The organism is Streptomyces sp. NPDC085944, assembly GCF_040686295.1.
Lineage (GTDB): Bacteria > Actinomycetota > Actinomycetes > Streptomycetales > Streptomycetaceae > Streptomyces > Streptomyces salinarius.
The window spans coordinates 327,579-351,740 of sequence record NZ_JBFBJX010000007.1 but is presented as its reverse complement, the minus strand read 5'-3'; the positions used below and the strand labels follow the sequence as shown (position 1 = coordinate 351,740).

Sequence of the window (24,162 nt, the reverse complement as noted above, 5' to 3'; positions counted from 1 at the left end):
CTGCCCGACGACGCCGACCCAACCGGCCCCACCCGCCCGAACCGGGACCGCGGCACCGACCGCGACGCACGGCGCCGACGAGCCACCGCCCCTCTCGGCCACCACCACCCCCGAACGGGCACCCCGACCAGAACTGCCCGACGACGCCGACCCGACCGGCCCCACCCGCCCGTCAGCCCCGCCTGCGCCGGGCCAGCAGCAAGGCACCGCCGCCCGCCAGGACCAGGGCCGCGGCACCGGCCGCGACGTAAGGCGTCGCGGAGCTGCCGCCCGTCTCGGCCAGGTCGGCCTCGGTGCGGGCGCCTTGGGCCTTGACGTCGGCCGCGGGCTCTGCGGCCGGGTCGGCGTCCTGTTCCGCGCCCTGCTGGGCCGGGGGCTGCTGGGCCGGGGGCTGCTGGGCCGGGGGCTGCTGGGCCGGGGGCTGCTCGGCCTCGTCCGCGGGGGCGGTCGGGGACTCGCAGGTCGCCTTCGCCAGCGTGACGGTGCCGTCGACCTCGGCGACGTTCAGGTCGAGGGGGTTGACGTGGACCTTGAGTTCGAGGGCGGTGGCGGCGGCCGTGCGGGAGGTGGTCTCCGTCTTGGAGAGGTCGAGCCTTACCTCGCCGACGCCGGGTACCTTCACGTCCGTGGTACCTCCGGCGGTGAGCGTGACCTTCTTGCCGAGGACGGTCACCGGTCCCAGCAGGTCGGCGTCGGCGACCGGCTTCTTCCCGGCCTCGCAGGTCGCCGTGGAGGTGACCTCCTGGACCTCGATCACCGACAGCAGCGGCAGGCCCGGGACGTGGAGCCTGGCGCGGGCCAGCGTCGTGGTGCCCTCGCTCCTTCCGGCGGTGGCCGTCGCCTTCGCCTCGGCGACGTCGGCGCGCAGGACGCTGAAGGGCTTGCCGCCGTCGACACCGTCCAGCCGGGCGGTGAGCGCGGTCTTCTCGGCGCTCTCGGGTGCCTGCACCTCGTTGAGGGTGACCGCGAGCGGGACGTTCACGGTCTTGTTGAGCAGGGAGACGTCGAGCCCGGTGCGCAGCACGGTGGCGCTCGCCCGCCCGTGGTCGCCGGTCGCGTGGGCGGATCCCGCGCCGGCCAGGGTCGCGGGACCCGCGGCCAGGGCCGTGGCCGCCGCGACGGTGGCGAGACGGCGTGCGGGCATGCGGAAGGTGTTGCCGTTCAAGGTGGTGGGACCCCCAGTGAGACATGCGTGCGGGGCACGCATGAGCGACGTGCTTGGGACCCGGACAGAATGTCCCCGCGGCCACCGAACGGTCAGCGAACTCGGGGCACTTCACCCCTTCGTGGGGTTTCGGCGTGCTGTTTCGAACCTTTTTCGCATCGCGCCGCACGGGTGTTCCTCGGCGTCACTCCTGTCGGCTAACCGACGACCCGCCCGTTCAGCACCACCCGGCGCGGAGCGGTGAGCACGCGCACGTCCGCGCGCGGGTCCTGTTCGTACACCACCAGGTCCGCCGGTGCGCCCTCGTCCAGCCCCGGGCGGCCGAGCCAGCGCCGGGCGGCCCAGGTCGTCGCGGCGAGGGCCTCGACGGGCGGGATGCCGGCGGTGACCAGCTCCGCGACCTCCGCGCCGGCCAGACCGTGGGCCAGGGCACCGCCCGCGTCGGTGCCGACGAAGACCGGGACGCCGGCGTCGTAGGCGTTGCGCACAGTCTCGTAGCGGCGTTCGTGCAGCCGGCGCATGTGGGCCGACCAGCGCGGGAAGCGCGCCTCGCCGCCGTCGGCCAGCGCGGGGAAGGTGGCGATGTTGACGAGGGTGGGCACGATGGCGACCCCGCGTTCGGCGAACAGGGGGATCGTGTCGTCGGTCAGCCCCGTGGCGTGCTCGACGCAGTCGATGCCGGCCTCGACCAGGTCCCGCAGGGAGTCCTCGGCGAAGCAGTGCGCGGTGACGCGGGCGCCCAGCCGGTGGGCCTGCGCGATCGCCGCCTCGACGGCGCCGCGCGGCCAGCAGGCCGACAGGTCGCCGAGGTCGCGGTCGATCCAGTCACCGACCAGCTTCACCCAGCCGTCACCGCGCCGGGCCTCCTGGGCGACGTACGCGACGAGGTCCTCGGGCTCGACCTCCCAGGCGTAGTCGCGGATGTAGCGGCGGGTGCGGGCGATGTGCCGGCCGGCCCGGATGATCTTCGGGAGGTCCTCGCGGTCGTCGATCCAGCGGGTGTCGGACGGCGAGCCCGCGTCGCGGATGAGCAGCGTGCCCGCCTCACGGTCGGTCAGCGCCTGCTTCTCGGCGACGTCCGCGGGGACGGCACCGTGCTGGTCGAGGCCGACGTGGCAGTGCGCGTCGACCAGGCCGGGCAGCGCCCACCCCTCGACGGTGCGGACGTCGGCGGTGCCGGCGGGCCGTTCGTAGGAGATCCGGCCGTCGATCACCCACACCTCGTCCCGGACCTCCTCCGGCCCGACGAGCACCCGACCCTTCACGTGCAGCACCGCGCGTTCGCTCATGCCCCGCACCCTAAACGGTGCCCGCACACGTGTCCGGGGCCGGTCACCGGCCGCCCCCGCGTGCTGCCGTGCGGGCGCGCGACTCGGTCGCGTACCCGGCCGCGACGGCGCCCGCGACCGCGGTCAGGGCGAGGACGGCGGCGCCGGGATTGACGTGGCCGGGGACGTCGGCGGAGTCGTAGGCCTCGCCGTCGACGGTCTCGCAGCTGAAGCGCAGGGGCAGGTAGGAGACGGAGTAGTCGACGACCCGCCCGGACAGCTCCGGGGACACGCCGGTTCGGCAGGGCCGCAGCGGCGAGGAGTCCGTGCCGCCGTCCTCCGCGTCCATGACCGCGAACCCGACGCACACCAGGCCCCATACGTAGAGCAGGCCGGCGGCCCAGCCCGCGACCGCGGCGACGACGCGGAAGGGCGCGCCCGGCTTGCGCGGCACGGGAGCGAGAGCCGCCGCGGGCAGCCGCGCACGGGGGTACGCGCCGGCGCCCCGGCGCAGGACGACGGCCGTCACCCCCGCGACGAGGACCAGCAGCACGAGAGCGAGCACGGGGCCAGTCCATCAGCCCGGCGATCGCTCGGCTGTGACGGAAGCCACGATTCCGGGCGTGGGGGTGTCGCAACGGAAACACTCCGGCGCGAGTGCCGGCGGTTGCCATGGTTACTCTCGACTCCGTACGCCGCGTACCCGCGCCGGACACCTGCCGTTACTGAAAAGAGCACCGCCGTGACCCACCCCTTCCTGGACCTCGCCCCGCTGAGCGCCGGCCGTTTCGCCGCGATCGAGGACCGGGTCGCGCGTCTGCTGGGCACCGCCCAGGACGTGGTGGTCATGCAGGGCGAGGCGCTGCTGCCGCTGGAGGGCGCGATCCGCGCCGCCGCGGGCCCCGGCACCGTCGCGCTGAACGTGATCACGGGGCCGTACGGGCAGACCTTCGGGAACTGGCTGCGGGACTGCGGCGCGACCGTGCACGACCTCGCGGTGCCGTTCCACACGGCCGTCTGCGCCGAGCAGATCGGCCGGGCCCTCGCCGAGCACCCGGAGATCGACTTCGTCTCCCTGGTGCACGCCGAGGCGGCGACCGGCAACACCAACCCGGTGGCGGAGATCGGCGAGGTGGTGCGGGCGCACGGCGCACTGTTCTATCTGGACGCCGTGGCCTCCGTGGGCGCCGAGCCGGTGCTGCCGGACGCGTGGGGCGTGGACCTGTGCGTGATCGGCGCGCAGAAGGCGATGGGCGGCCCGGCCGGGGTGTCGGCGGTGTCGGTGAGCGAGCGGGCCTGGGCGCGGATGGCGGCGAACCCGAACGCGCCGCGACGCTCGTACCTGTCGCTCCTGGACTGGAAGGAGCGCTGGATCGACGGCGGGCGCAAGGCGCTGCTGCACGCGCCGGCGCAGCTGGAGATGCTCGCGCTGGAGGCGTGCGTCGAGCGCATCGAGGCGGAGGGCGCCGCGACGGTGATGGCGCGGCACGCGTCCGCCGCGGCGGCGACCCGGGCCGGTGCGCTCGCGCTGGGCGGTCTGGAGCCGTACGTGTCCGAGGCGAAGGACGCGGCGCCGGTCGCGACGACACTGCGGACGCCGTCGGACGTGGACGCGTCGGCGCTGGTGGCCCGTGCCCTGGAGTCCGACCCGGCGCTGCCGCTGGCGGCGGGCGGGGGCGCGCTGGCGGGCGAGATGATCCGGGTCAACCACTACGGTCCGGACGCGACGCCCGGGGCCGTACAGGGCTGCCTTGCGGCACTGGGTGCCGCGCTGGCCGAGCGGGGCCTGAAGACCGACCCGGACGCGGCCCGGCGGGCCGTCGAGCGGGCGTGGCGGCGACCGGCCGAAAGCGGTTCTACGGAAGGACGAATTCGGGGGAATTCCAGAAGCTCGTACGAACAGAATTAAGTAATTACCTTCAACACAGCTTCCCGTATTCTTCTGCCCGCTTTTCCGGGACCTAAACACAGAGATTCCATGACGCTGGAACCTCGCATTTCGGACACGTCTCGTCCAGGTTACCTGATTGTGACCCGATCCACATGTTGTCCGTTTCGCCGCTTTCCTGCGCGGCAAATCCCCGCAAATAGGCGCCTCCTCGCGCGCGCTCGCGCGCTCGCGTGATAACACAGTAGACCTCCTGGCGTAACCCCGTTCGGCGATGCAATTTCCAATTCCACTGGGTAAATTCAATTTGCATGACTGCCGCGCAAGCAGACCTGCAAATCGATCGTCCGGAAGTGGCCGACGGAGCCGCCCTGTGGCGGATAGCGAGGGATTCCGAGGTCCTCGACCTGAACTCCTCGTACAGCTACCTGCTGTGGTGCCGGGACTTCGCCTCCACTTCGGCCGTCGTCCGTGACGGGCACGGCGTGCCGGTCGGCTTCATCACCGGCTACGTACGGCCGGACAGCCCCGACACCCTGCTCGTGTGGCAGGTTGCGGTGGACGGGACGTACCGTGGTCGTGGGCTCGCGGCCGCGCTGGTCGACGGACTGGCGGCCCGGGTGGTCCGCGAGCGCGGCGTGACCACCCTGGAGACGACGATCTCCCCCGACAACACGGCGTCCCAACGGCTGTTCACCTCGTTCGCCGAGCGTCGAGGCGCCCGGCTCGAGCGCGAGGTCCTCTTCGACACGGCGGTCTTCCCCGACGGGCCGCACGAGCCCGAGGTTCTGTACCGCATCGGCCCCCTGTCGGCCGGCGGCTGACCCCTCGCCGAGCCACCGGACCACCCCCGGTCGGCCTGGCCCCCCAGACTTCCCGGCCGGGACCGCGACCGGTCCCACCGGATCCGTACGACCTCCCTCTCCCACCCTCACCCCACGAGGAGCGATTCGTCGTGACCATCACCCAGCCCGACCTCAGTGTCTTCGAGACCGTCGAGTCCGAGGTGCGCAGCTACTGCCGCGGCTGGCCCACCGTGTTCGACCGTGCGGTCGGCAGCCGCATGTACGACGAGGACGGCCACGAGTACCTCGACTTCTTCGCCGGAGCGGGCTCGCTCAACTACGGGCACAACAACGCCGTCCTGAAACGCGCGCTGATCGACTACCTGGAGCGGGACGGCGTCACGCACGGGCTCGACATGTCGACCACCGCCAAGCGCCGCTTCCTGGAGACGTTCCAGAACACGATCCTGCGCCCGCGCGACCTGCCGTACAAGGTCATGTTCCCGGGCCCGACGGGCACCAACGCCGTCGAGGCCGCGCTGAAGCTGGCGCGCAAGGTGAAGGGGCGCGAGTCGATCGTGTCCTTCACCAACGCCTTCCACGGCATGTCGCTGGGCTCGCTCGCCGTGACCGGCAACGCCTTCAAGCGGGCCGGCGCCGGCATCCCGCTGGTGCACGGCACGCCCATGCCGTTCGACAACTACTTCGACGGCACCGTCGAGGACTTCATGTGGTTCGAGCGGCTGCTCGAGGACCAGGGCTCCGGGCTGAACAAGCCGGCCGCCGTGATCGTCGAGACCGTGCAGGGCGAGGGCGGCATCAACGTGGCCCGCGCCGAGTGGCTGCGCGCCCTGGCCGACCTGTGCGAGCGCCAGGACATGCTGCTCATCGTCGACGACATCCAGATGGGCTGCGGCCGTACCGGCGCCTTCTTCTCCTTCGAGGAGGCGGGCATCACGCCGGACATCGTCACCGTCTCCAAGTCGATCAGCGGCTACGGCCTGCCGATGGCGCTGACCCTGTTCAAGCCGGAGCTGGACGTCTGGGAGCCGGGCGAGCACAACGGCACCTTCCGCGGCAACAACCCGGCCTTCGTCACGGCGACCGCCACGCTGGAGGCGTACTGGGCCGACGGGTCGGCGATGGAGAAGCAGACCCGCAAGCGCGGCGAGCAGGTCGAGCAGCACATGATCGCCATCACCGAGGAGAACCTCGCCGACGTGAAGGAGTACCGGGGCCGCGGCCTGGTCTGGGGCCTGGAGTTCCACGACAAGGACCGCGCGGGCCGCGTCGCCAAGCGCGCCTTCGAGCTCGGACTGCTCATCGAGACGTCCGGCCCCGAGAGCGAGGTCGTCAAGCTGCTGCCGGCGCTCACCATCACGCCCGACGAGCTGGACGAGGGCATGAAGACCCTCGCCCGCGCCGTGCGCGAGACGGCCTGACCGTCCGACGGCCCGTCCGTCGGGCACCACTCATACTCCCGGCGCCTTCCGCCCGCGCGGCCGAAGGCGCCGGGGTCCCTTGCACATCCTTCACCTAGGAGGCATCGCAACACCGTGATCGTCCGTTCGTTCAAGGAGTTCGAAGGCACCGACCGGCACGTGAAGAGCGCGTCCGGCACCTGGGAAAGCACCCGGATCGTCCTCGCCAAGGAGAAGGTCGGCTTCTCCCTGCACGAGACGATCCTGTACGCGGGTACGGAGACGTCGATGTGGTACGCCAACCACATCGAGGCCGTCGTCTGCACCAAGGGCGACGCCGAGTTGACCGACCGCGAGACGGGGAAGACGTACCACATCACGCCGGGCACGATGTACCTCCTCAACGGCCACGAGCGGCACACGCTCAAGGTCAAGGAGGACTTCCACTGCATCTGTGTCTTCAACCCGCCCGTCACCGGACGGGAGGATCACGACGAGAACGGCGTCTACCCGCTGCTCACCGAGGAGGTGTGAGTCACCGTGACCACCACGACCACGAACGTCACCGATCTCTATCCCACCCGCGGCGCCACCGAAGTGGCTACCCCTCGGCAGGACCCGGTGGTCTGGGGCTCCCCGGACACGCCCGGCCCGGTCTCGGCGGGTGACCTGCAGTCCCTGGACCGCGACGGCTTCCTCGCCATCGACCAGCTGATCACGCCGGACGAGGTCGCCGAGTACCAGCGCGAACTGGAGCGGCTCACCACCGACCCGGCCATCCGCGCGGACGAGCGCTCGATCGTCGAGCCGCAGTCCAAGGAGATCCGCTCGGTCTTCGAGGTGCACAAGATCAGCGAGGTCTTCGCCAAGCTGGTGCGCGACGAGCGCGTGGTCGGGCGGGCCCGGCAGATCCTGGGCTCGGACGTCTACGTCCATCAGTCGCGGATCAACGTCAAGCCCGGCTTCGGGGCCAGCGGTTTCTACTGGCACTCCGACTTCGAGACCTGGCACGCCGAGGACGGCCTGCCCAACATGCGCACGATATCGGTCTCGATCGCGCTCACGGAGAACTACGACACCAACGGCGGCCTGATGATCATGCCGGGGTCGCACAAGACGTTCCTCGGGTGCGCGGGGGCCACGCCGAAGGACAACTACAAGAAGTCCCTGCAGATGCAGGACGCGGGGACCCCGTCCGACGAGGCGCTGACGAAGATGGCCTCCGAGTACGGCATCAAGCTGTTCACCGGCAAGGCCGGCTCGGCGACCTGGTTCGACTGCAACTGCATGCACGGGTCGGGCGACAACATCACGCCGTTCCCGCGCAGCAACGTGTTCATCGTGTTCAACAGCGTGGAGAACGCGGCCGTGGAGCCGTTCGCGGCGCCGATCCGGCGGCCGGAGTTCATCGGGGCACGGGACTTCACTCCCGTACGGTGAGCCGAGCCGGCCGGGGGCCCGGGGGTTGTCCCCCGGAAGTCACAGCATCGGAGCACGGGACTTCACCCCGGTGAAGTGACCCGCGTCTGAGACTCGGGCAGGGGCCTTTTCGTGTGGGACGGGAGGCCCCTGCCCGATGCTGTCCCCCGGGGACTCGGGCTCAGCCCGACAGCACGTCGAGCAGCCGGTCCGCGTCGGCCTCGGTGTTGTACACGTGGAAGGCGGCCCGCAGGTTGCCCGCCCGGTCGGACACCTGGACGCCGGCCCCGCCCAGCTCGCCCTGGCGGTGACCGAGACCGGGCACCGAGACGATCGCCGAGCCCGGCGCGTCCACCGGCTCGTGGCCCAGCGAGCGCACCCCCGCGCGGAACCGGTCGGCGAGGCCGGTGTCGTGGGCGTGCACGGCGTCGACGCCCAGTTCCTCGATCAGGGCCAGTGAGTGCCGGGCGCCGGTGTACGAGAACAGGGCGGGAGACTCGTCGAACCGCCGGGCGGAGTGCGCGTATTCCCCGACGGGGCCGTAGCAGCTGTCCCAGGGGCGCTCCCCGGTCGCCCACCCCGCGAACAGCGGGGTCAGCCCGGCCGCCGCGCCCAGGTCCTCCGGTACGACGAGGAAGGCGACGCCGCGCGGACAGAGCACCCACTTGTAGCCGACGGCGGTCACGAAGTCGAAGTCGTCCGCGGCCGTCGGCAGCCAGCCGTTCGCCTGGGAGGCGTCGATCAGCGTCCGCGACCCGTGTGCCCGGGCGGCGTCCCGCAGCCCGGCGAGGTCGGCGATCCGCCCGTCGGCGGACTGCACGGAGCTGACCGCCACGAGCGCGGTGTCCGGGCCCACGGACTCGGCGATCCGCTCCAGCGGCACACTGCGCACCTTGAGGTCGCCGCGGGCGTACAGCGGATTCACCAGGGAGCTGAAGTCGGCCTCAGCGGTGAGGACTTCGGCACCCGGCGGCAGCGACGCGGCGACGAGCCCGCTGGACGTGGCGACCGACGCGCCGATCGCGACCCGGGTGACGGGAACCCCGACGAGGCGGGCATAGGCGGCCCGGGCCGCCTCGACGTCGGCGAACATGTCGAGCGGCTGCCCCGCCGCCGCGGAGGCCGCCGCGTCACGCATCGCGACCAGGGTCCGGGCCGGCAGCAGACCGGTGCTGGCCGTGTTCAGGTACGTGGTCTTCGGGGCGAACTCGGTACGGACGAGATTCTCGAAGCTCTCCATGGCACCACTGTGCGGCCCCGTGACCTCCCCGTCCATTGCGTATTTCTACGCGGTTCCTCCAAGCAACGCTTATGCACCGGGTCTCACCTGGTGCTTTCCCCGGTCCCTCAGTTCTGGGGCACCGCGCACCCGTCCGGACCGCAGGCCTCGGCACCCCCGCCGTCGACCAGCTTCAGCGGCGCGCGCTCGCCCCACGCCTGGGTCAGCGCCCGGGTGAAGACCTCGGCGGGCTGGGCGCCCGAGACGCCGTAGGCGCGGTCGAGCACGAAGAACGGGACCCCGGTGGCGCCGAGCTGGGCGGCCTCCCGCTCGTCGGCGCGCACGTCGTCGGCGTAGGCGTCGGGGTCGGCGAGCACCGAACGGACCTCGGCCGCGTCGAGCCCGGCGCCGACGGCCAGGTCCACGAGCCGCTCGTCGTCGTTGAACACGGAGCGCTCGTCGGCGAAGTTGCCTCGGTAGAAGGCGTCGAGCAGCGCCTCGTGCCGGCCCCGCTCCTTGGCCAGGTGCAGCAGCCGGTGCATGTCGAAGGTGCTGCCGTGGTCGCGGTCCCGGGTGCGGTAGTCCAGGCCCTCGGCGGCGGCCTGCGCGCCGAGGTTGTCCTCGCCGGCCTGCGCCTGGGCCTCGCTCATGCCGTACTTGGCGGTGAGCATGGTCAGCACCGGCTGCACGTCGTCCTTGGCCCGCCCGGGGTCCAGTTCGAAGGAACGGTGGACCACCTCGACCCCGTCCCGGTGCGGGAAGGCCGCGAGCGCCTTCTCGAAGCGGGCCTTGCCCACGTAGCACCACGGGCAGGCGATGTCGCTCCAGATCTCGACGCGCATGTCTCGGCTCTTCTCCAGGTCGTACGGCGGCGGAGACCCTCTCCACCCCATACGTGAACGTTCAAGCAGCCGCGCCCATTCCCGCCCCCGCGCTCAGTTGCCGTCCCGCAGATCCGCGGGCCGGCCCGGCCGGAACTCCAGGTGGTCGTACGTCACCGTGCACCCCTCCCCCGTCGGCGCCTGCGCCAGGAACCCGACGAGGGCCGCGCCGGTCTCCCGCTCGTCACCCAGCGTGAAGAGCCGTACGAAGGTCCAGCGCTTCCCGTCGAGCGAGGCGTGGAAGGCGAAGGCCCGTCCGCTCCGGCTGACCCGGAACCAGACGGAGTCCCCCTCCACGGTGAAGGAGTTGCAGTCGTCGGAGTGACCCCGGGTGACCACTGTGCAGACCGTGGGCACGTCGGGCGAGTACTCCAGACAGAGCTTGGCCCACGCCTGCTCCCCCACGTGCACGTAGAGCACCCCGGCGTCGAAGGCACCCCGGAACCCCACGGAGACGCGGGCGATCAGCTGGAAGTCCCCGTCGGGCGCCCCCAGCAACCGCGGCGCGTCGGAGGCCGGCTCCAGCGACTCCCCGGTCGGCGGCACGAACCGGTCCTGCCGGGCCCCGGCGACCCCGGTGAGCACACCGTCGACGTAGGTCCAGTGCCCGTCGGGACCGTAGGGGCGGAGGGTGAAGGGCAGTTCGGCGACTTCGAGATTCATTGACTGATCATCCCAGGTCAGAGGAACGCCCCAGAGGGGCGCGGGGAACTGCGCGACAAGCCACGACGGCGCGTCGGACCGCACACGCCCCCGCGCCAACGGCGTTACCGCTCAAGAACCCCGTTGAACCGACGGGGCAGCCCCAGCGGATTGTCGTCCCGAAGCTCCACGGGAAGCAGCGCCTCCGGCACCCCTTGATAGGCCACCGGCCGCAACCACCGCTCGATGGCCGTACCCCCCACCGACGTGGACGTCGACGTGGTCGCCGGGTAGGGCCCCCCATGCTGCTGAGCCGCCGCCACGGCAACCCCCGTCGGCCAGCCGTTGACGAGCACCCGCCCCGCCAACGGCGTCACCTCCGCGAGGAGAGCCGCCCCGGCGCCCTCCCCCGCCACCTCCTCGGCGGAGAGCTGCACGGTGGCCGTGAGGTTCCCCGGCAGCCGGGACAGCACCCCCCGCACCTCGCCCTCGTCCTGATAGCGGGCCACCACGGTGACCGGCCCGAAGCACTCCTCCAGGAGCAGGTCGTGCTCGCCCTCCGCCGCCAGTCGCGCCGCCGGCACCGTGAGGAACCCGGCGCTGACGGTGTGCTCGCCGCCGGAGCCCGGCGTCACCGGGGAGTCCACGTCGGGCAGCGCGGCGCGCTCGGCGACGCCCGCGACGAAGTTGTCCCGCATGCGGTGGTCGAGGAGCACCCCGGCGTCGGTGGCGCTGACCGCGTCGGTGAGGGACTTGACCAGGCCGTCACCGGCGTCACCGGCCGGCACGAGGACCAGGCCGGGCTTGACGCAGAACTGCCCGACGCCCAGCGTCATGGAACCGGCCAGCCCCGCGCCGATCGCCTCCGCCCGCTCCACGGCCGCCGCCTCCGTGACGACGACCGGGTTCAGCGAGCCCAGCTCGCCGTGGAAGGGGATCGGCACCGGACGCGCCGCCGCCGCGTCGAACAGCGCGCGGCCACCGCGGACGGAGCCCGTGAAGCCGGCCGCGGCGACCAGCGGGTGCTTGATCAGCTCGACGCCCGCCTCGAAGCCGTGCACGAGGCCGAGGACGCCGTCCGGGATGTCGTGCCGGGCCGCGGCCCGCCGCAGCACCTTGGCGACCAGCTCGGACAGGGCCGGGTGGTCGGGGTGTGCCTTGACGACGACCGGGCAGCCGGCCGCGAGGGCGCTCGCGGTGTCGCCACCGGGGACGGAGAAGGCGAAGGGGAAGTTGGAGGCGGAGTAGACCGCGACGACGCCGAGCGGCACCTTGTAGCGGCGCAGGTCGGGGATGGGCGGGGTGGCGGTGTCGTCGGGGTGGTTGACGACGACACCGAGGTACTCGCCCTCGTCGACGATGTCGGCGAAGGCCCGCAGCTGGTAGCAGGTGCGGGCGAGTTCGCCGGTGAGCCGGACCGGGCCGAGCGCGGTCTCCGCGTCGGCGACCTCGACCAGGGTGCTCTCGGCCGCCTTCAGCTCGTCGGCGGCGCTCCGCAGGAAGGCCGCGCGGACCGTGCGGTCGGCGAGAGCCTCCCGGGCGGCCTGCGCGGCGCGGACGGCGGCGTCCACCTCCTGGGCCGTGGCTTCCACGGCGACCTGTTCACGCTGCTTCCCGGTACGGGGGTCGACACTCCAGACTGGTGCTGCTGCCACCGCGGGTCCCTCCACGTGCTCTGCACTGAACTCGTTCGATATACTGAACGCTGTCTCTACTGATGAATATGCTGTTCGAGACTATAACTTCAGCTTCTCGTCGAACGAAGGGGTCAAGGGCGATGTCGGCTGTCGAGACGGGGGGCGGAGCGCAGGTCAAGTCCGCGGTACGGACGGTTGAGCTGCTCGAATACTTCGCCGGGCGCCCCGGTATGCACTCCCTCGCGTCGGTCCAGGAGGCCGTCGGTTATCCCAAGTCCAGTCTGTACATGCTGCTGCGCACGCTGGTGGAGCTGGGCTGGGTGGAGACGGACGCCACGGGCACGCGGTACGGCATCGGCGTACGGGCGCTGCTGGTCGGCACCTCGTACATCGACGGCGACGAGGTGGTCGCGGCGGCCCGGCCGACGCTGGACCGGCTCTCCGACGACACGACGGAGACCATCCACCTCGCCCGCCTGGACGGCACGAACGTGGTGTACCTGGCCACCCGCCAGTCCCAGCACTACCTGCGGCCGTTCACCCGGGTCGGCCGCCGGCTGCCCGCGCACTCGACCTCGCTGGGCAAGGCGCTGCTGAGCACGTACAGCGACGAGCAGGTGCGCAAGATGCTGCCCGAAACGCTGCCCGCGCTCACCGAGCACACCATCACCGACCGGGAGAAGCTCATCGAGGAGCTGCACCAGGTGCGGGAGCAGGGCTTCGCCGTGGACCGCGAGGAGAACACGCTGGGACTGCGCTGCTTCGGGGTGGCGGTCCCCTACCGCACCCCCGCGCGGGACGCGATCAGCTGCTCGGTGCCGGTGGCGCGGCTGACGCCCGCGCACGAACAGATGGTGAAGGACGCGCTGTTCGACGCCCGGGACCGGCTGACGCTGGCCACGCGTAGGCTCTGATCCATGCACATCGCACTGCGCGAGGTCCACGACAGCGATCTGCCCGTCTTCTTCCGGCAGATGAACGATCCGGAGGCCCTGCGCATGGCGGCCTTCACCCCGAGGGATCCGGCCGACTGGGAGGCGTTCACGGCCCACTGGCGCAAGATCCGCGCCTCCCGGGACGTCGTGCGCACCATCCTCGGCGACGGCGACGTCATCGGCAGCACGGCGGTGTACGGGGAACCGGGCGAGCGCGAGGTGACGTACTGGGTGGACCGGGCGTACTGGGGGCGGGGCGTGGCGACGGCCGCGCTGCGGGCCCTGCTCGCCGAGGTGCGGGACCGCCCGCTGTACGCCCGTGCGGCGGCCGACAACGCGGGGTCGCGGCGCGTGCTGGAGAAGTGCGGCTTCGTGACCAGCGCGCGGGCGCGGGGGTTCGCGCCGGCCCGGGGCGAGGAGATCGACGAGGTCGTCCTGCACCTGGCGGAATGACCCGCTGAGGGGTCCGTCTCCGCCGCGCGGCGGAGACGGATCGTCACGGCGCAGGACGTGCCGCGGGCGTGCGCGCGGGAACGTGGACGCATGACGCCGACACCCGCCACCGCCACCACCCGGCCGGTCCCCCTCTCCCCGGCACCTCGCACGGACCCGGGGCCCGCCCGGGGTCGGCGGCTGCTGCGGGCGGTCGCCGTCGTGGCCTGCCTTCCGTACCTCGTGCTCAAGGCCGCCTGGATCGGCGGGAGCCACGTCGGCATCCCGGAGGGCAGCACGCTGCTCGACCACCGGGTGGCGATGATCGTGGCCAACGGGGTCTCGCTGCTGCTGGACAGCTGCGTGATCGTGCTGGCGCTGGTGCTGACCCGGCCCTGGGGGCGCCGGGTGCCCGCCTGGTCGCTGGCGTTCCCGGTCTGGGTCGCCACCGGGCTGCTCGCGCCGATCATGGCCGGGTTCCCGCTGCAACTCCTCGCACGGGCGTTCACCGGCGGGGTCGCCACGGGCTCCGACCCCCGACGGGACCCCTTCCTGTACGAATGGGTGTTCGGGGTCGTGTACGGCGGGTTCATCGTGCAGGGTCTCGCCCTGGGCGCGCTGTTCGTGCTGTACGCCCGGGACCGCTGGGGGCACCTGTGGCGCGGGCGGACGTGGGACCTGCCGTCCACCGCCACCGGGAGGACCCCGAGGGTCGCCGTCGCCGTGGCCGCCGTGCTCGGGCTGTTCCCGTTCGCCGTCCGGCTGCTGTGGGCCTGCGGCTCCGCCGCCGGGCTCGGCGCCGACCGGGCGGCGGACCGCACCAGCGACTTCTACGTGCTCGAGGCGCTGTACGTCGCCTTCCTCGTCCTGGCCGTCGGCGCCGGGGTGGCGCTCGCGTTCCACCGCGCACGCGTCCTGCCGGTCGCCGTGCCGCTCGCCACCGCCTGGGTCTGCTCCGGTGCCGTGGCCTGCTGGGGCGGCTGGATGCTGCTCGCCTCGCTGCTCGGGCCGGGCGAACCCGCCGACCGCCCGACACGGCTGACGGTCCTCACCTACGCTGCCCAGCTGACCGTCGGCCTGCTCCTCGCCTCAGCCTGCGCCCACTTCCTCGTCCGGCGGTCGGCCGCCACCCGCACCCGGCCGTGACCGCGCTCGGCCGGTCGCTGTTCGGGCGGCGGGCGCGCCTGAGGTGGATCCATCTGATCCTCGGCGGCGCGCTCGCGATGCCGTACGTCCTCGTCGGCTCGGTCGTCGTCGGCCCCCTCGCGGAGGGTGCGAACGTCTTCGGTTCGCTCTCCCTCCAACTGGCCTCCTTCGCCCTCGGGCTGCCGCTCGCCGCCGTCACCTCGCTGTTTCCCCTCACCCGCCCCCTGGAGTCCGGGGTGGTGCGGTCGCTGTGCGGCGTCGAGGCGGAGCGGCTCGCGTACGGGCCCGCCCGGACCAAGGGCGAGAAGGGCCGCACGGCGGCCTGGTTCACGCTGCATCTGGGTGCCGGCGGGATCGTCGCGGGGATGTCGCTGGCGGTGCCGCCGTTCGCGGTCACGCTGATCGTGCTGCCTTTCGTGCCGGTGCTGCGCGCCGGGTGGCCGGGGCTGCCCGGCCTCTTCGGGCACGCCTGGGCGCTCGTCCTGTCGCCGCTCGCGGGCGCCGCCATGCTGCTCGCCCTCGCCGGGTGCGCCGCGGCCGCCGGCGCGCTGCTGGCCCGCTGGGCGCCGGCCCTGCTCGGCCCGTCCGCCGAGGACCGGGTCGCGGCGGCGGAGGCGCGCGCCGCCGACCTCGCCGTCCGCAACCGGCTCGCGCGTGAGCTGCACGACTCCGTCGGCCACGCCCTGAGCGCCGTCACCCTCCAGGCGAGCGCCGCCCGCCGACTGCTCGACGCCGACCCGGAGTTCGTCCGCGAGGCGCTCGCCGCGATCGAGGACACCACGCGTCGTACGGTCGGTGAACTCGACGCCGTACTGGGCGTACTGCGCGACGGCGACGCGACCGGTGACGCCTGGGGCGCCGCGCCCGCGCCGACGCTCGCCGACGACCTCGACGACCTGCTGCGCCGCACCCGCGCGGGCGGACTGCGCGTGGACGCCGCCGTCGCCGCCGCCGTCGCCGACCGGCGGGCGCTGCCGGCGCCGGTCTCCCGCGAGGCGTACCGCATCGTGCAGGAGGGGCTGAGCAACGCGCTCCGGCACGCGGGTGAGAAGGTCACCGTGGCGCTGCGCGTCGAGGTGCTGGACGGCCACCTGCGGATCACCGTCGAGAACCCGTTCGGCGTGGCCGTCCCCGCCCCGCGCCCCGGCGGCGGGCACGGCCTGCGCGGGATCGCCGACCGGGCCCGGCTGCTGGGCGGCGCGGCCGAGGCGGGCGCCGCGGGGCCCCTCTGGCGGCTCCACGTCCGGCTGCCGCTGAAGGGAACCGCGTGACCCACCCACCGATCCGCATCGTCCTCGCCGACGACGAGCGCATGGTCCGTACCGCCCTGCGTGCCATCCTCTCCGCCGAACCCGACCTGGAGGTCGCCGGTGAGGCCGCCACCGGTGCCGAGGCCGTCTCCGTCGTGCGCGAGGTCCGGCCGGACGTCGTGCTGATGGACGTCCGCATGCCCGAGGTCGACGGCATCCGCGCCACCGAGCAGATCCTCGCCACGCTCGCCGAGCCGCCGCGCATCGTCGTCGTGACCACCTTCGAGAACGATTCCTACGTCTACGACGCCCTGCGCGCCGGCGCCGTCGGCTTCCTGCTCAAGCGCGCCGACGCCGACACCCTCGTCGGGGCCGTGCGGCTCGTGGCGCACAGCGACACGCTGCTGTTCCCGTCGGCGGTGCGGACGCTGGCGGCCGAGCACGCGCGCGCGAACCCCGCCGCGCCGGCCTGGGTGGCGCGGCTCACCGAACGCGAGGGCGAGGTGCTGCGCCTGATGGCGACGGGGCTGACCAACGCGGAGATCGCCGGGCGGCTGGGAGTGGGACCGGCCACGGCGAAGACCCATGTGGCGGCGGTGCTGGCGAAGACCGGCGCCCGGGACCGCACCCAGGCGGTGATCCGGGCCTACGAGGCGGGCTTCGTGAACGGGCGCTGAGAAGAATGAGAAAGATGAGAAAACGGGGCACATGGGAACGATCACCTCCACCCCGTTCGTCCTGTCGTCGGGATGAACGGGATGAACAAGACGATCAGGCGCGCCTCCGTCTTCACGCTGCTCCTGGTGTTCGCTCTGCTGATCAGGGCGACCTGGGTGCAGTTCTACGAGGGTCAGGCGCTCGCGGACAGCAAGGACAACCGACGGGGCGCGATCGAGACGTACGCGGAGCCGCTCGGGAACATCATCGTGGCCGGCCGGTCGGTCACCGGCTCGGCGCCGACGGAGGGAGGCGACCTCGCGTACAAGCGCACGTACAAGGACGGGAAGCTGTACGCGGCGGTGACGGGCTACGCCTCGCAGGCGTACGCGCCGACCCAGCTGGAGGGCATCTACCAGGACGTGCTCAACGGCACCGATCCCCGGCTGAAGACCGTGATGGACACCGTCACCGGCACCCGGGCGGAGCCGGGCAACGTGGTGACGACGATCGACCCGGACGTGCAGCAGGCCGGGCTGGAGGCGCTGGGCGACAAGAAGGGCGCCGCCGTGGCGATCGACCCGAAGACGGGCAGGATCCTGTCGGTCGTGTCGACCCCCTCCTACGACCCGACGTCGCTGACCGACGCCAACACCGCCGGTGCGGCCTGGGAGAAGCTGACCAGTGATCCCGACAAGCCGCTGACCAACCGCGCGCTGCGCCAGCCGCTGCCGCCGGGCTCGACGTTCAAGCTGGTCGTGGCCGCCGCCGCGCTGGAGAACGGGCTGTACGGCTCGGTGGACGAGAAGACCGACAGCCCGGACCCGTACACCCTCCCGGACACCGCGACGGACCTCACCAACGAGAACCCGAACGCCCCCTGCCAGAACGCCACGATCCGCACCGCGCTGCAGTACTCGTGCAACAACGTCTTCGCGAAGATGGCCGTCGACCTCGGCCAGGACGAGCTGCGTGCCATGGCGGAGAAGTTCGGCTTCAACGACGAGACCCAGGACGTGCCGGTACGGGCCTACACCAGCGTCTACCCGAAGGACATGAACCGGTCCTCGACGGCCCTGACGGGCATCGGCCAGTTCGACGTGACGGCGACCCCGCTGCAGATGGCGATGGTCTCGGCGGCCCTGGCCAACGGCGGCGAGCTGGTCTCCCCGCACATGGTGTCGCAGGTCACCGACAGCGGCGGCGACGTCCTGGAGGACCACACCGACCCGGACTCGAAGCGCATCGTCAGCTCCTCGACCGCCGACCAGCTGCAGTCGGCCATGCAGACCGTCGTCGAGGACGGCACGGGGTCCAACGCGCAGATCTCCGGCGCGACGGTGGGCGGCAAGACGGGCACGGCCCAGCACGGCGAGAACAACAGCAAGACGCCGTACGCCTGGTTCACGTCGTACGCCGAGTCCGACACCTCGGGCAAGGAGGTCGCGGTGGCGGTCCTCGTCGAGCAGTCCGACGCGGCCCGCAGCGAGGTCAGCGGCAACGGCCTGGCGGCCCCGGTGGCCAAGGCGATGATGGAGGCGGCGCTCAAGGGCTGACTTTCCGGGGGCCGTTCGGGTTCGGTCTGCCGTACGGTGTTCGGCACCCGGGAAGCCGCTGCGAGGAGAGTCCGCCGTGGGGACAGTCGTCGACGACGCCGCCGCGGAGTTCCACGCCTTCTTCGAGCGCCACTACGCCGAACTGGCCCGGCTCGCCCGGCTGCTGACCGGCGAGCCGGACGCCGCCGACGACCTCGCGGCGGACGCCCTGCTGGCCCTGTGGCACCGCTGGGACCGGGTCCGCGCGGCCGACCACCCGGTGGCGTACGCGCGCGGGGTGGTCGCCAACCTCGCCCGTACCCGTGTCCGGACCGCCGTGCGCGAGCGCAGACGGGTCGCCCTGTTCTGGTCGCAGCGCGAGGAGCGGACGGAGAACCCCGACGTCGCGGGCGTGGTGGACGTGCAGGAGGCGCTGCGCCGGCTGCCGTTCCGCAAGCGGGCGTGCGTGGTGCTGCGACACGCGTTCGATCTCTCGGAGCGGGACACGGCGCTCGCCCTGGGCGTATCGGTGGGCACGGTCAAGAGCCAGACGTCGAAGGCGGTGGCAGAACTCCAGCGACTGCTCGGCACCCGGGCGGCTCCCCGTGCTCCCCGGCAGGTGCACGCGGCGATCGCGCGCAGCGGCGGAGCCGCGGGAGGCACCCGATGACCGGACCGCGGCGGGACGCGGACGACGCGCTGCGGGCCCGGCTGCACGAGGCGGCCGGAGCGCACGAGCCCGACCGTGCCCGGATACTGGCCCGGGTCGAACGCGGCATGACCGCCGGGGGCCACGTGCCGGGCCGCCCCGCGCTGCCGGGCCGGGTCCGGGTGGCCGGGGCCGCCGCGGCGGTGGCCGGCGTCCTGGCGGTGGGCGGCCACGCGGTCACCTCGGCGGCGCGGGACGACGCCTCCGCCCAGCGCTCGGTCGCCACCTCGCCGAGCTCCGCGCCGTCACCCGAGGACCCCACCGCGGGCCGGCCGCCCGCCTCCGGGGCCGCGGACGGCCCGTTGTGGTCCGACGGCTCGGTGGACCCGCACAGCAACGACGACTGGGCGCAGAGCAACCTCACCCTCAGGACGCGCACTCCGCTGACCGCGCTCACCGTCGAACTGAGGGTGGCGCAGACCGGGTCGGTCACCTCCACCGGGGCCTGGCGGTCGCTGCCGGAGGACGACTTCGCGTTCACGGTCGACGAGCGGGACGGTTTCCTCGTCTACCTGTGGACGCTCGAACCGGGCCGTACGGTCCCGGCGGGCGAGTGGGTGTTCGCCGGTCAGTACAACCACGAGCGCGGCGGCCGGGACGCCCGCGGCGACCGCTACGCGGCGACGGCCACGGCCGCGTCGGATCGGCTGTCGGTGCTTGGCGACTTCGCGCCCCGCACCGACGGCTCGTGAAGACTCTTGAGAGGCCGTCGAGACCCGGGCGAGCCGCCGGGCGGCGGGCTACTCCACGAAGTAGGTCGGGTTGGGAAGCTTGTACGTGCGGTCCGCGTAGCCGCCCTGGAGGTCGGAGTACTGGTCGCCGAAGTTGGCGACGATGTCGTACCCGAGGTCCCGCTCGATGTGCCGGCGGGTGCCCGCCTTGTACTGCACGGTGGTGCACTTCCAGGCGCCGGGGGTGGCGCAGTGGGCCAGGTAGGACGGCGGGTCCGCCTTGTCCTTGAGGAACATGTGGCCGGCGTCGAGGTTCACCTCGGCGCCGACCTTCTTCAGGTTCTCGACGGCGGCGGTGCGCTGCGCCTCGCTCAGACCGGAGTTGTAGAAGACCTCGACGCCCTTCTCGTCGGCGTACCGGGCCAGTCCGGGGCTGCCGGGCACGGCCGGGCGGTCGGCGCGGTCGACGTAGGCGGCCCAGGTGGCGCTGTCGTAGCCGTAGTTGTTCTTCTTCTCGTAGTCGAGGCTGAGGAGCAGCGTGTCGTCGATGTCGAAGACGACCGCGGGCCTGGTGTGCTTGTGGTGCGCGGCGCGGGCCGCCCGGTCGATCTGCTTCTTCGCGGCGGCGTCGATGCGGGCCAGGTCGGCGGCGTAGGGGCTGTCCGGCGAGGCCTGGTAGACGCCGTCGTCGTCGAGCGTGGTGCCGTAATAGGCGTCGATGTCCTTGGCCAGCACGCCGATGTTGTACGGCTCGTGCGTGGAGTTGGCGGTCGACTGGCCGGCGGTGGCGGCGCCCGTGCCGTACAGGACGGCACCGGCGACGGCACAGGCGGCGGTGACGGTCGCGATGCGCAGTGGCTTATGCATGGCACACGTTTCTACGCGCGTCACCCGGGTGAGCGCGAGACCCGTGGCCGGATTCGCGCCCCCGTATCTGGCAAAGATCGCGTCAAGCAGGTCAAGTACCGGCCGCGCGGGCCCGGTCGGGCGCCTTCAGCGCCGCCCGCCGTACGGCTGCCGGTCGTAGGGCCGCCAGTCGCCGAGGTAGGCCTCCCGGGTGTGGGTGGCGGCCTCGGCGCGGGTGAGCTGCGGCCGGTTCCCGGGGACGGTGACCGCGGCGCCCGGCCCGGTGTTGCGGTACTCGCTGAACCGCTGCTCCTGCCAGGGGTACTCGTCCCGCATGTTCGCGTACGGCGCCACCGCGTCGATGCCCGCGCCGAGGTGGGTCTCGCGCACGGTGAGCATCGGGCGTGCGGTGGTGTCGGAGCTGGGCACCCAGGGGCGGGCCAGCTTGTAGTAGCCGTCGGGGGCCTCGCTGCTGACGCGGCCGCCGGTCACCAGGTAGCCGCGCGGGTTGGCGCCCGCCGTGGAGGGCGCGAACACGAAGCCGTACGGGGCGGCGTCGAGGTCGGGGCGGACCAGGGTGCGGAAGTGGCACTGCTCGTACACCGCGGTCGCCCGGCCGAAGACGAAGTCGACGTCGCCCTCGACGTAGCAGCGCTCGTAGTACTGGCGGGCGAAGAGGGAGAGGGCGCGGGTGTCGGCGTAAAGGGTGTCCTGGTGGCCGAGGAAGCGGCAGTCGTGGAAGGCGGACCGGTCGCCCATGACCTTGATGGCGACGGCCTGGGTGCCGGTCCAGTCGGGCCGGTCGGCGCGCAGCCAGTCGTTGGCGAAGGTGATCGCGCGGGCGGTGAAACCGTCGGCGCGCACGGTGGTGGTGGCCGACCCGCTGGTGCCGTAGGTGCCGGAGCCGTCCGGCTTGGGGGTGCCGGCCGCGTTGTCGTAGACGATGACGACGTCGCGGGGGTTTCCGGAGGCACCGATCCAGGTCGCTCCGGTGCGGCCGGTGTCGACGGAGACCGTCTCGCGGTAGGTGCCGGGCGCGAGGACCAGCGTCCAGCCGTCGCCCGCGGCGGCGTCGACGGCCGCCTGGACGGAGGTGAAGTCGCCGCGGCCGTGCGGGTCGACGTACAGGGTCCTGGCGGTGCGGCGGGCGGCCGGTGAGCCGTAGCGGCCGAAGGGACGCGGGCGGGGCCGGGTGCCGGCGACGGCGCTGCCGGCGGTCGCCAGGCCGAGGCCGAGGGCGGCGCCCGCGCCGGCGGTCGTCAGGAGGAAGCCTCTGCGGGAGGGGGCGGGTCGGTGCATGCGGGTGCTCCTTGGAGGGGTGGGCCGGGGCGGTGCGGGCGCCCCGGCCCGGTTCGTGGGTCGGGTGTCGGCGTCCGTCAGCGCAGGCGGCCGGCGCCCGCGCCGTGGTCGACGACGAAGGGGACCGCCCGGGACGGCAGGACCTTGGTGCGCAGCGTGGGCGTCCAGCCCGCGCCGGAGCGGAGGACGGCGTCCGGGTTCTCCGCGTTGTGGGCCGCGATCAGGTCGACGGTGCGGCCGTTGACGCGGTTGTCGGCGGCGCTGAGCGGCGAGTCGTTCCAGCGCTTGAGCACCTTCGCGGGGCTGACGCCGGCCGGCAGGGTGAACGCGTTGTGCTCGGCGACGAGCGCGGACTCCTTGCCGACGCCGAAGCTGTAGGCGTAGTCGTCGGAGGCGACGAAGTGGTTGTTGTAGACGTCGACCTGGCCGAAGCGGACGCGGGGCGCGCGCTCGACGAGGTTCTTGAACAGGTTGTGGTGGAAGGTCGCCTTCAGGTGCCCCCGGTCGACGGCGGCGGTGGACTCGCTGTCGCTGTTGCCGATCAGGATGGTCTTGTCGTGCTCGGTGAAGACGTTCCAGGACGCGGTGACGTAGTCGGCGCCCTTGACGATGTCGAGCTGGCCGTCGTGCTGCTGGTAGAGCATGCCGAAGTAGGTGGGGGCCGCGCTGTCGGGGTGCTCGCCGTCGGTGAAGGTGTTGTGGTCCAGCCACACATGCGTCGACCCGTACACGACCGCGCTGTCGTACTCGGAGTTCCAGTTGCCCTTGTCCCCGTCGGTGGGGTCCCATTGCGGGAAGCAGTCGACGGGGCTCTCGAAGGTCAGGTTGCGGACGATGACGTTGTCCACGCCCTTGATCTGGAGGCTGGCACCCTTGAGCGCGGCGCCCCGGCCGACGCCGATGATGGTGGTGTTGGAGGGGACGTTCGCCTTGACGGACCGGTCCTGCTGTGCGGCGGAGGCGCGGCGCAGGCCCTCGGGGCTGTCGTCGGGCTCGGCGCTCAGGTCGGTCTCCATGCCCCAGTTCTCGGGGGAGTACTTCTCCAGGTAGGCGTCGAAGTCGTAGCCGGGCGCGGCGAAGGCCTCGCAGCCCTCCGAGACGGCGTCGACGGTGCCCCTGACCCTGATGATCCGCGGCGCGGTGCCGTCGGCGGCGAGGGCGGCCTTGAACTCGGCCCAGGTGGAGACGGTGTACACGTGTTCCGCGTCGGCGGCGGCCCCGCCGGTCGTGCCGGTGCCGTGCGAGGCCCAGCCGTCGCCCGCGGGCAGCGTCTGCCGGGCGGTGTCCCGGGGGTGGTGGTGCCCGGGGCGGGCCTCGGCCGTGGCGGCGGTCAGGCCCAGCACGAGGGCGGTGCAGCCGACGAGCGCGGCGGTTCTCTTTATGGCATGTCCATGCCATACCTGAGTGCTCATGGTGCGCTTCTCCTTGTTTCTCGGGGTGTCGGGGTGTCGGGGTGTCGGGGTGTCGGGGTAAGGGTGTGCCGGGTGTCAGGCGGTGGCCGGTTCCGGCCAGCTGATCCAGGACTCGGGGATCTCCTCGTCCATTCGGCGCACGTCCCGGTGCGCCAGTACGCGCCCGCGCAGCAGTTCCCGGGCGACGAGCCGGGCGACCGCGATCGCGCCCGGCGGGTTGAAATGGGTGTTGTCCTGCTCGGTGGCGGTCCAGTTGAAGTACGCCTTGGTCCCATCGACACCGAGCCGCTGCCACAGCGCGAGCGACAGCGCCTGTACGTCGAGCAGCGCCACGCCCTCCTGCCGGGCGAGCGCCCGCATCGCCGCCGGGTACTCCTTGTGGCTCGGCACGGCGTTCCCCACCGCGTCGAACCGCCGCCGCTCGACGGGCGTGGCCAGCACCGGCCGCGCCCCGCGGGCCCTGGCCCCGTCGACGTACATCCGCAGATACTCCTGGTACGTCGTCCAGGGCTCGGTGTAGCGGGTGGGGTCCTCGTCCTTCTCGTCGTTGTGCGCGAACTGGATCAGCAGGAAGTCACCGGGCCGGATCGCGCCGAGGACGACGTCGAGCCGCCCCTCGTCGACGAAGCTCTTGGAGCTCCGCCCGTTCACGGCATGGTTGGCGACCAGGAGATCCCTGCGCAAGAAGAAGGGCAACGCCATGCCCCACCCGGTCTCGGGCGCGGCGTCGGAGTACTTCTGCGCGGCGGTGGAATCCCCGGCGATGTAGAGGGTGCGGGGGTGGTGGTGGCGTCCGCCGGCTTGAGCGGTGCCGGTGGCCGCGAATGCCAAGGGAATGGAAGCAACGGCGGCTGAGGTGACCTGTCTTCGGCTGAGCGACACGCGGGTCTGCCTTTCAGGAGGGAGTTGGACAGCTCCCCCAGGGGCGCGGGGAACTGCGCGATC

At 72.5% G+C, this 24,162-nt stretch carries 24 protein-coding genes; 13 read left to right on the top strand and 11 right to left on the bottom strand.

All coding sequences use genetic code 11. The features are described from left to right. Positions 1 to 172: 172 nt before the first annotated feature. The 3 genes from AB0P07_RS17010 to AB0P07_RS17000 form a co-directional block, all read right to left on the bottom strand. Positions 173 to 1,165, bottom strand: coding sequence for an SCO1860 family LAETG-anchored protein (locus AB0P07_RS17010; RefSeq protein WP_365551112.1), 993 nt, complete (start codon positions 1,163 to 1,165; stop codon positions 173 to 175). A gap of 197 nt (positions 1,166 to 1,362) precedes the next feature. Then, positions 1,363 to 2,454 carry an amidohydrolase family protein gene (locus AB0P07_RS17005; protein ID WP_365551110.1) on the bottom strand — a complete coding sequence of 364 codons (1,092 nt, stop codon included), beginning with the start codon at positions 2,452 to 2,454 and terminating at the stop codon, positions 1,363 to 1,365. A 43-nt stretch (positions 2,455 to 2,497) separates the two neighbouring features. Then, positions 2,498 to 2,998: a hypothetical protein gene (locus AB0P07_RS17000; protein ID WP_365551108.1), complete on the bottom strand. Its 501-nt coding sequence runs from the start codon at positions 2,996 to 2,998 to the stop codon at positions 2,498 to 2,500. Between the two features lie 177 nt (positions 2,999 to 3,175). On the opposite strand from AB0P07_RS17000, the gene AB0P07_RS16995 reads away from it, so the two are divergent. From AB0P07_RS16995 to thpD, 5 genes are all read left to right on the top strand, one after another. Beyond that, positions 3,176 to 4,342 carry an aminotransferase class V-fold PLP-dependent enzyme gene (locus tag AB0P07_RS16995; RefSeq protein ID WP_365551105.1) on the top strand — a complete coding sequence of 389 codons (1,167 nt, stop codon included), beginning with the start codon at positions 3,176 to 3,178 and terminating at the stop codon, positions 4,340 to 4,342. Positions 4,343 to 4,632: 290 nt separating this feature from the next. Continuing rightward, a complete protein-coding gene (gene ectA, locus AB0P07_RS16990) occupies positions 4,633 to 5,145 on the top strand; it encodes a diaminobutyrate acetyltransferase (RefSeq protein ID WP_365551103.1) in 513 nt (170 codons plus the stop codon). 131 nt (positions 5,146 to 5,276) lie between these two features. Further along, positions 5,277 to 6,548: a diaminobutyrate--2-oxoglutarate transaminase gene (gene ectB / locus AB0P07_RS16985; protein WP_365551100.1), complete on the top strand. Its 1,272-nt coding sequence runs from the start codon at positions 5,277 to 5,279 to the stop codon at positions 6,546 to 6,548. A 114-nt stretch (positions 6,549 to 6,662) separates the two neighbouring features. Further along, complete coding sequence (locus AB0P07_RS16980) at positions 6,663 to 7,061, top strand: ectoine synthase (protein WP_030184764.1); 399 nt, start codon at positions 6,663 to 6,665, stop codon at positions 7,059 to 7,061. A 6-nt stretch (positions 7,062 to 7,067) separates the two neighbouring features. Then, on the top strand, positions 7,068 to 7,967 hold the full coding sequence (gene thpD, locus AB0P07_RS16975; RefSeq protein WP_365551097.1) for an ectoine hydroxylase: 900 nt from the start codon (positions 7,068 to 7,070) through the stop codon (positions 7,965 to 7,967). Between the two features lie 160 nt (positions 7,968 to 8,127). On the opposite strand, the gene AB0P07_RS16970 is transcribed toward thpD, so the two are convergent. The 4 genes from AB0P07_RS16970 to AB0P07_RS16955 form a co-directional block, all read right to left on the bottom strand. Beyond that, positions 8,128 to 9,222: an aminotransferase class V-fold PLP-dependent enzyme gene (locus AB0P07_RS16970; RefSeq protein WP_365551094.1), complete on the bottom strand. Its 1,095-nt coding sequence runs from the start codon at positions 9,220 to 9,222 to the stop codon at positions 8,128 to 8,130. A 71-nt stretch (positions 9,223 to 9,293) separates the two neighbouring features. Next, the gene (locus tag AB0P07_RS16965) at positions 9,294 to 10,007 is read right to left on the bottom strand and encodes a DsbA family oxidoreductase (RefSeq protein WP_365551091.1); all 714 of its coding nucleotides are present in this window, start codon (positions 10,005 to 10,007) and stop codon (positions 9,294 to 9,296) included. 93 nt (positions 10,008 to 10,100) lie between these two features. Continuing rightward, positions 10,101 to 10,709, bottom strand: coding sequence for a DUF1349 domain-containing protein (locus AB0P07_RS16960; protein ID WP_365551089.1), 609 nt, complete (start codon positions 10,707 to 10,709; stop codon positions 10,101 to 10,103). Positions 10,710 to 10,813: 104 nt separating this feature from the next. Further along, complete coding sequence (locus AB0P07_RS16955; protein WP_365551086.1) at positions 10,814 to 12,343, bottom strand: aldehyde dehydrogenase (NADP(+)); 1,530 nt, start codon at positions 12,341 to 12,343, stop codon at positions 10,814 to 10,816. Between the two features lie 122 nt (positions 12,344 to 12,465). Here AB0P07_RS16955 and AB0P07_RS16950 point away from each other — a divergent pair, with 122 nt between their 5' ends. The 8 genes from AB0P07_RS16950 to AB0P07_RS16915 all read left to right on the top strand — a co-directional run bounded on the left by AB0P07_RS16950 (position 12,466) and on the right by AB0P07_RS16915 (position 19,681). Next, positions 12,466 to 13,239 carry an IclR family transcriptional regulator gene (locus AB0P07_RS16950; RefSeq protein ID WP_052841850.1) on the top strand — a complete coding sequence of 258 codons (774 nt, stop codon included), beginning with the start codon at positions 12,466 to 12,468 and terminating at the stop codon, positions 13,237 to 13,239. Between the two features lie 3 nt (positions 13,240 to 13,242). Continuing rightward, positions 13,243 to 13,713 carry a GNAT family N-acetyltransferase gene (locus AB0P07_RS16945; protein ID WP_263548222.1) on the top strand — a complete coding sequence of 157 codons (471 nt, stop codon included), beginning with the start codon at positions 13,243 to 13,245 and terminating at the stop codon, positions 13,711 to 13,713. 90 nt (positions 13,714 to 13,803) lie between these two features. Then, positions 13,804 to 14,838, top strand: coding sequence for a hypothetical protein (locus AB0P07_RS16940; protein ID WP_365551082.1), 1,035 nt, complete (start codon positions 13,804 to 13,806; stop codon positions 14,836 to 14,838). Then, positions 14,835 to 16,109, top strand: a complete 1,275-nt coding sequence (locus AB0P07_RS16935; RefSeq protein ID WP_365551079.1) for a histidine kinase — start codon at positions 14,835 to 14,837, stop codon at positions 16,107 to 16,109. The genes AB0P07_RS16940 and AB0P07_RS16935 overlap by 4 nt, the downstream gene beginning before the upstream one ends. Then, a complete protein-coding gene (locus tag AB0P07_RS16930; RefSeq protein WP_365551076.1) occupies positions 16,106 to 16,765 on the top strand; it encodes a response regulator transcription factor in 660 nt (219 codons plus the stop codon). The genes AB0P07_RS16935 and AB0P07_RS16930 overlap by 4 nt, the downstream gene beginning before the upstream one ends. Before the next feature lie 81 nt (positions 16,766 to 16,846). Continuing rightward, positions 16,847 to 18,301, top strand: coding sequence for a penicillin-binding transpeptidase domain-containing protein (locus tag AB0P07_RS16925; protein ID WP_365551073.1), 1,455 nt, complete (start codon positions 16,847 to 16,849; stop codon positions 18,299 to 18,301). A gap of 76 nt (positions 18,302 to 18,377) precedes the next feature. After that, entirely contained in the window at positions 18,378 to 18,950 is a 573-nt protein-coding gene (locus AB0P07_RS16920; protein WP_365551070.1) for a SigE family RNA polymerase sigma factor, read from the top strand. After that, positions 18,947 to 19,681 carry a hypothetical protein gene (locus tag AB0P07_RS16915; RefSeq protein ID WP_365551067.1) on the top strand — a complete coding sequence of 245 codons (735 nt, stop codon included), beginning with the start codon at positions 18,947 to 18,949 and terminating at the stop codon, positions 19,679 to 19,681. Before AB0P07_RS16920 ends, AB0P07_RS16915 begins: the two co-directional genes overlap by 4 nt. 48 nt (positions 19,682 to 19,729) lie before the next feature. Here the strand turns inward: AB0P07_RS16915 and AB0P07_RS16910 are convergent, their stop codons facing one another. From AB0P07_RS16910 to AB0P07_RS16895, 4 genes are all read right to left on the bottom strand, one after another. Beyond that, positions 19,730 to 20,527 (bottom strand): HAD family acid phosphatase, encoded by a 798-nt coding sequence (locus tag AB0P07_RS16910; RefSeq protein ID WP_365551065.1) that lies wholly within the window; start codon positions 20,525 to 20,527, stop codon positions 19,730 to 19,732. A 126-nt stretch (positions 20,528 to 20,653) separates the two neighbouring features. Continuing rightward, entirely contained in the window at positions 20,654 to 21,805 is a 1,152-nt protein-coding gene (locus AB0P07_RS16905; protein WP_365551062.1) for a pectinesterase family protein, read from the bottom strand. Positions 21,806 to 21,882: 77 nt separating this feature from the next. After that, positions 21,883 to 23,217 carry a polysaccharide lyase family 1 protein gene (locus AB0P07_RS16900; protein WP_365551059.1) on the bottom strand — a complete coding sequence of 445 codons (1,335 nt, stop codon included), beginning with the start codon at positions 23,215 to 23,217 and terminating at the stop codon, positions 21,883 to 21,885. A gap of 75 nt (positions 23,218 to 23,292) precedes the next feature. Beyond that, entirely contained in the window at positions 23,293 to 24,099 is an 807-nt protein-coding gene (locus AB0P07_RS16895) for a rhamnogalacturonan acetylesterase (protein ID WP_365551057.1), read from the bottom strand. Positions 24,100 to 24,162: the final 63 nt, after the last annotated feature.

Excerpts from the sequence above, each read along its gene's own strand:
- AB0P07_RS17005 (WP_365551110.1), bottom strand. The coding sequence starts at position 2,454 with ATGAGCGAACGCGCGGTGCTGCACGTGAAGGGTCGGGTGCTCGTCGGG.
- AB0P07_RS16940 (WP_365551082.1), top strand. The coding sequence starts at position 13,804 with ATGACGCCGACACCCGCCACCGCCACCACCCGGCCGGTCCCCCTCTCC.
- AB0P07_RS16905 (WP_365551062.1), bottom strand. The coding sequence starts at position 21,805 with ATGCACCGACCCGCCCCCTCCCGCAGAGGCTTCCTCCTGACGACCGCC.
- AB0P07_RS16910 (WP_365551065.1), bottom strand. The coding sequence starts at position 20,527 with ATGCATAAGCCACTGCGCATCGCGACCGTCACCGCCGCCTGTGCCGTC.
- AB0P07_RS16950 (WP_052841850.1), top strand. The coding sequence starts at position 12,466 with ATGTCGGCTGTCGAGACGGGGGGCGGAGCGCAGGTCAAGTCCGCGGTA.
- ectA (WP_365551103.1), top strand. The coding sequence starts at position 4,633 with ATGACTGCCGCGCAAGCAGACCTGCAAATCGATCGTCCGGAAGTGGCC.
- AB0P07_RS16965 (WP_365551091.1), bottom strand. The coding sequence starts at position 10,007 with ATGCGCGTCGAGATCTGGAGCGACATCGCCTGCCCGTGGTGCTACGTG.
- AB0P07_RS16915 (WP_365551067.1), top strand. The coding sequence starts at position 18,947 with ATGACCGGACCGCGGCGGGACGCGGACGACGCGCTGCGGGCCCGGCTG.
- AB0P07_RS16960 (WP_365551089.1), bottom strand. The coding sequence starts at position 10,709 with ATGAATCTCGAAGTCGCCGAACTGCCCTTCACCCTCCGCCCCTACGGT.
- AB0P07_RS16925 (WP_365551073.1), top strand. The coding sequence starts at position 16,847 with ATGAACAAGACGATCAGGCGCGCCTCCGTCTTCACGCTGCTCCTGGTG.
- AB0P07_RS16900 (WP_365551059.1), bottom strand. The coding sequence starts at position 23,217 with ATGAGCACTCAGGTATGGCATGGACATGCCATAAAGAGAACCGCCGCG.
- AB0P07_RS16970 (WP_365551094.1), bottom strand. The coding sequence starts at position 9,222 with ATGGACGGGGAGGTCACGGGGCCGCACAGTGGTGCCATGGAGAGCTTC.
- AB0P07_RS16945 (WP_263548222.1), top strand. The coding sequence starts at position 13,243 with ATGCACATCGCACTGCGCGAGGTCCACGACAGCGATCTGCCCGTCTTC.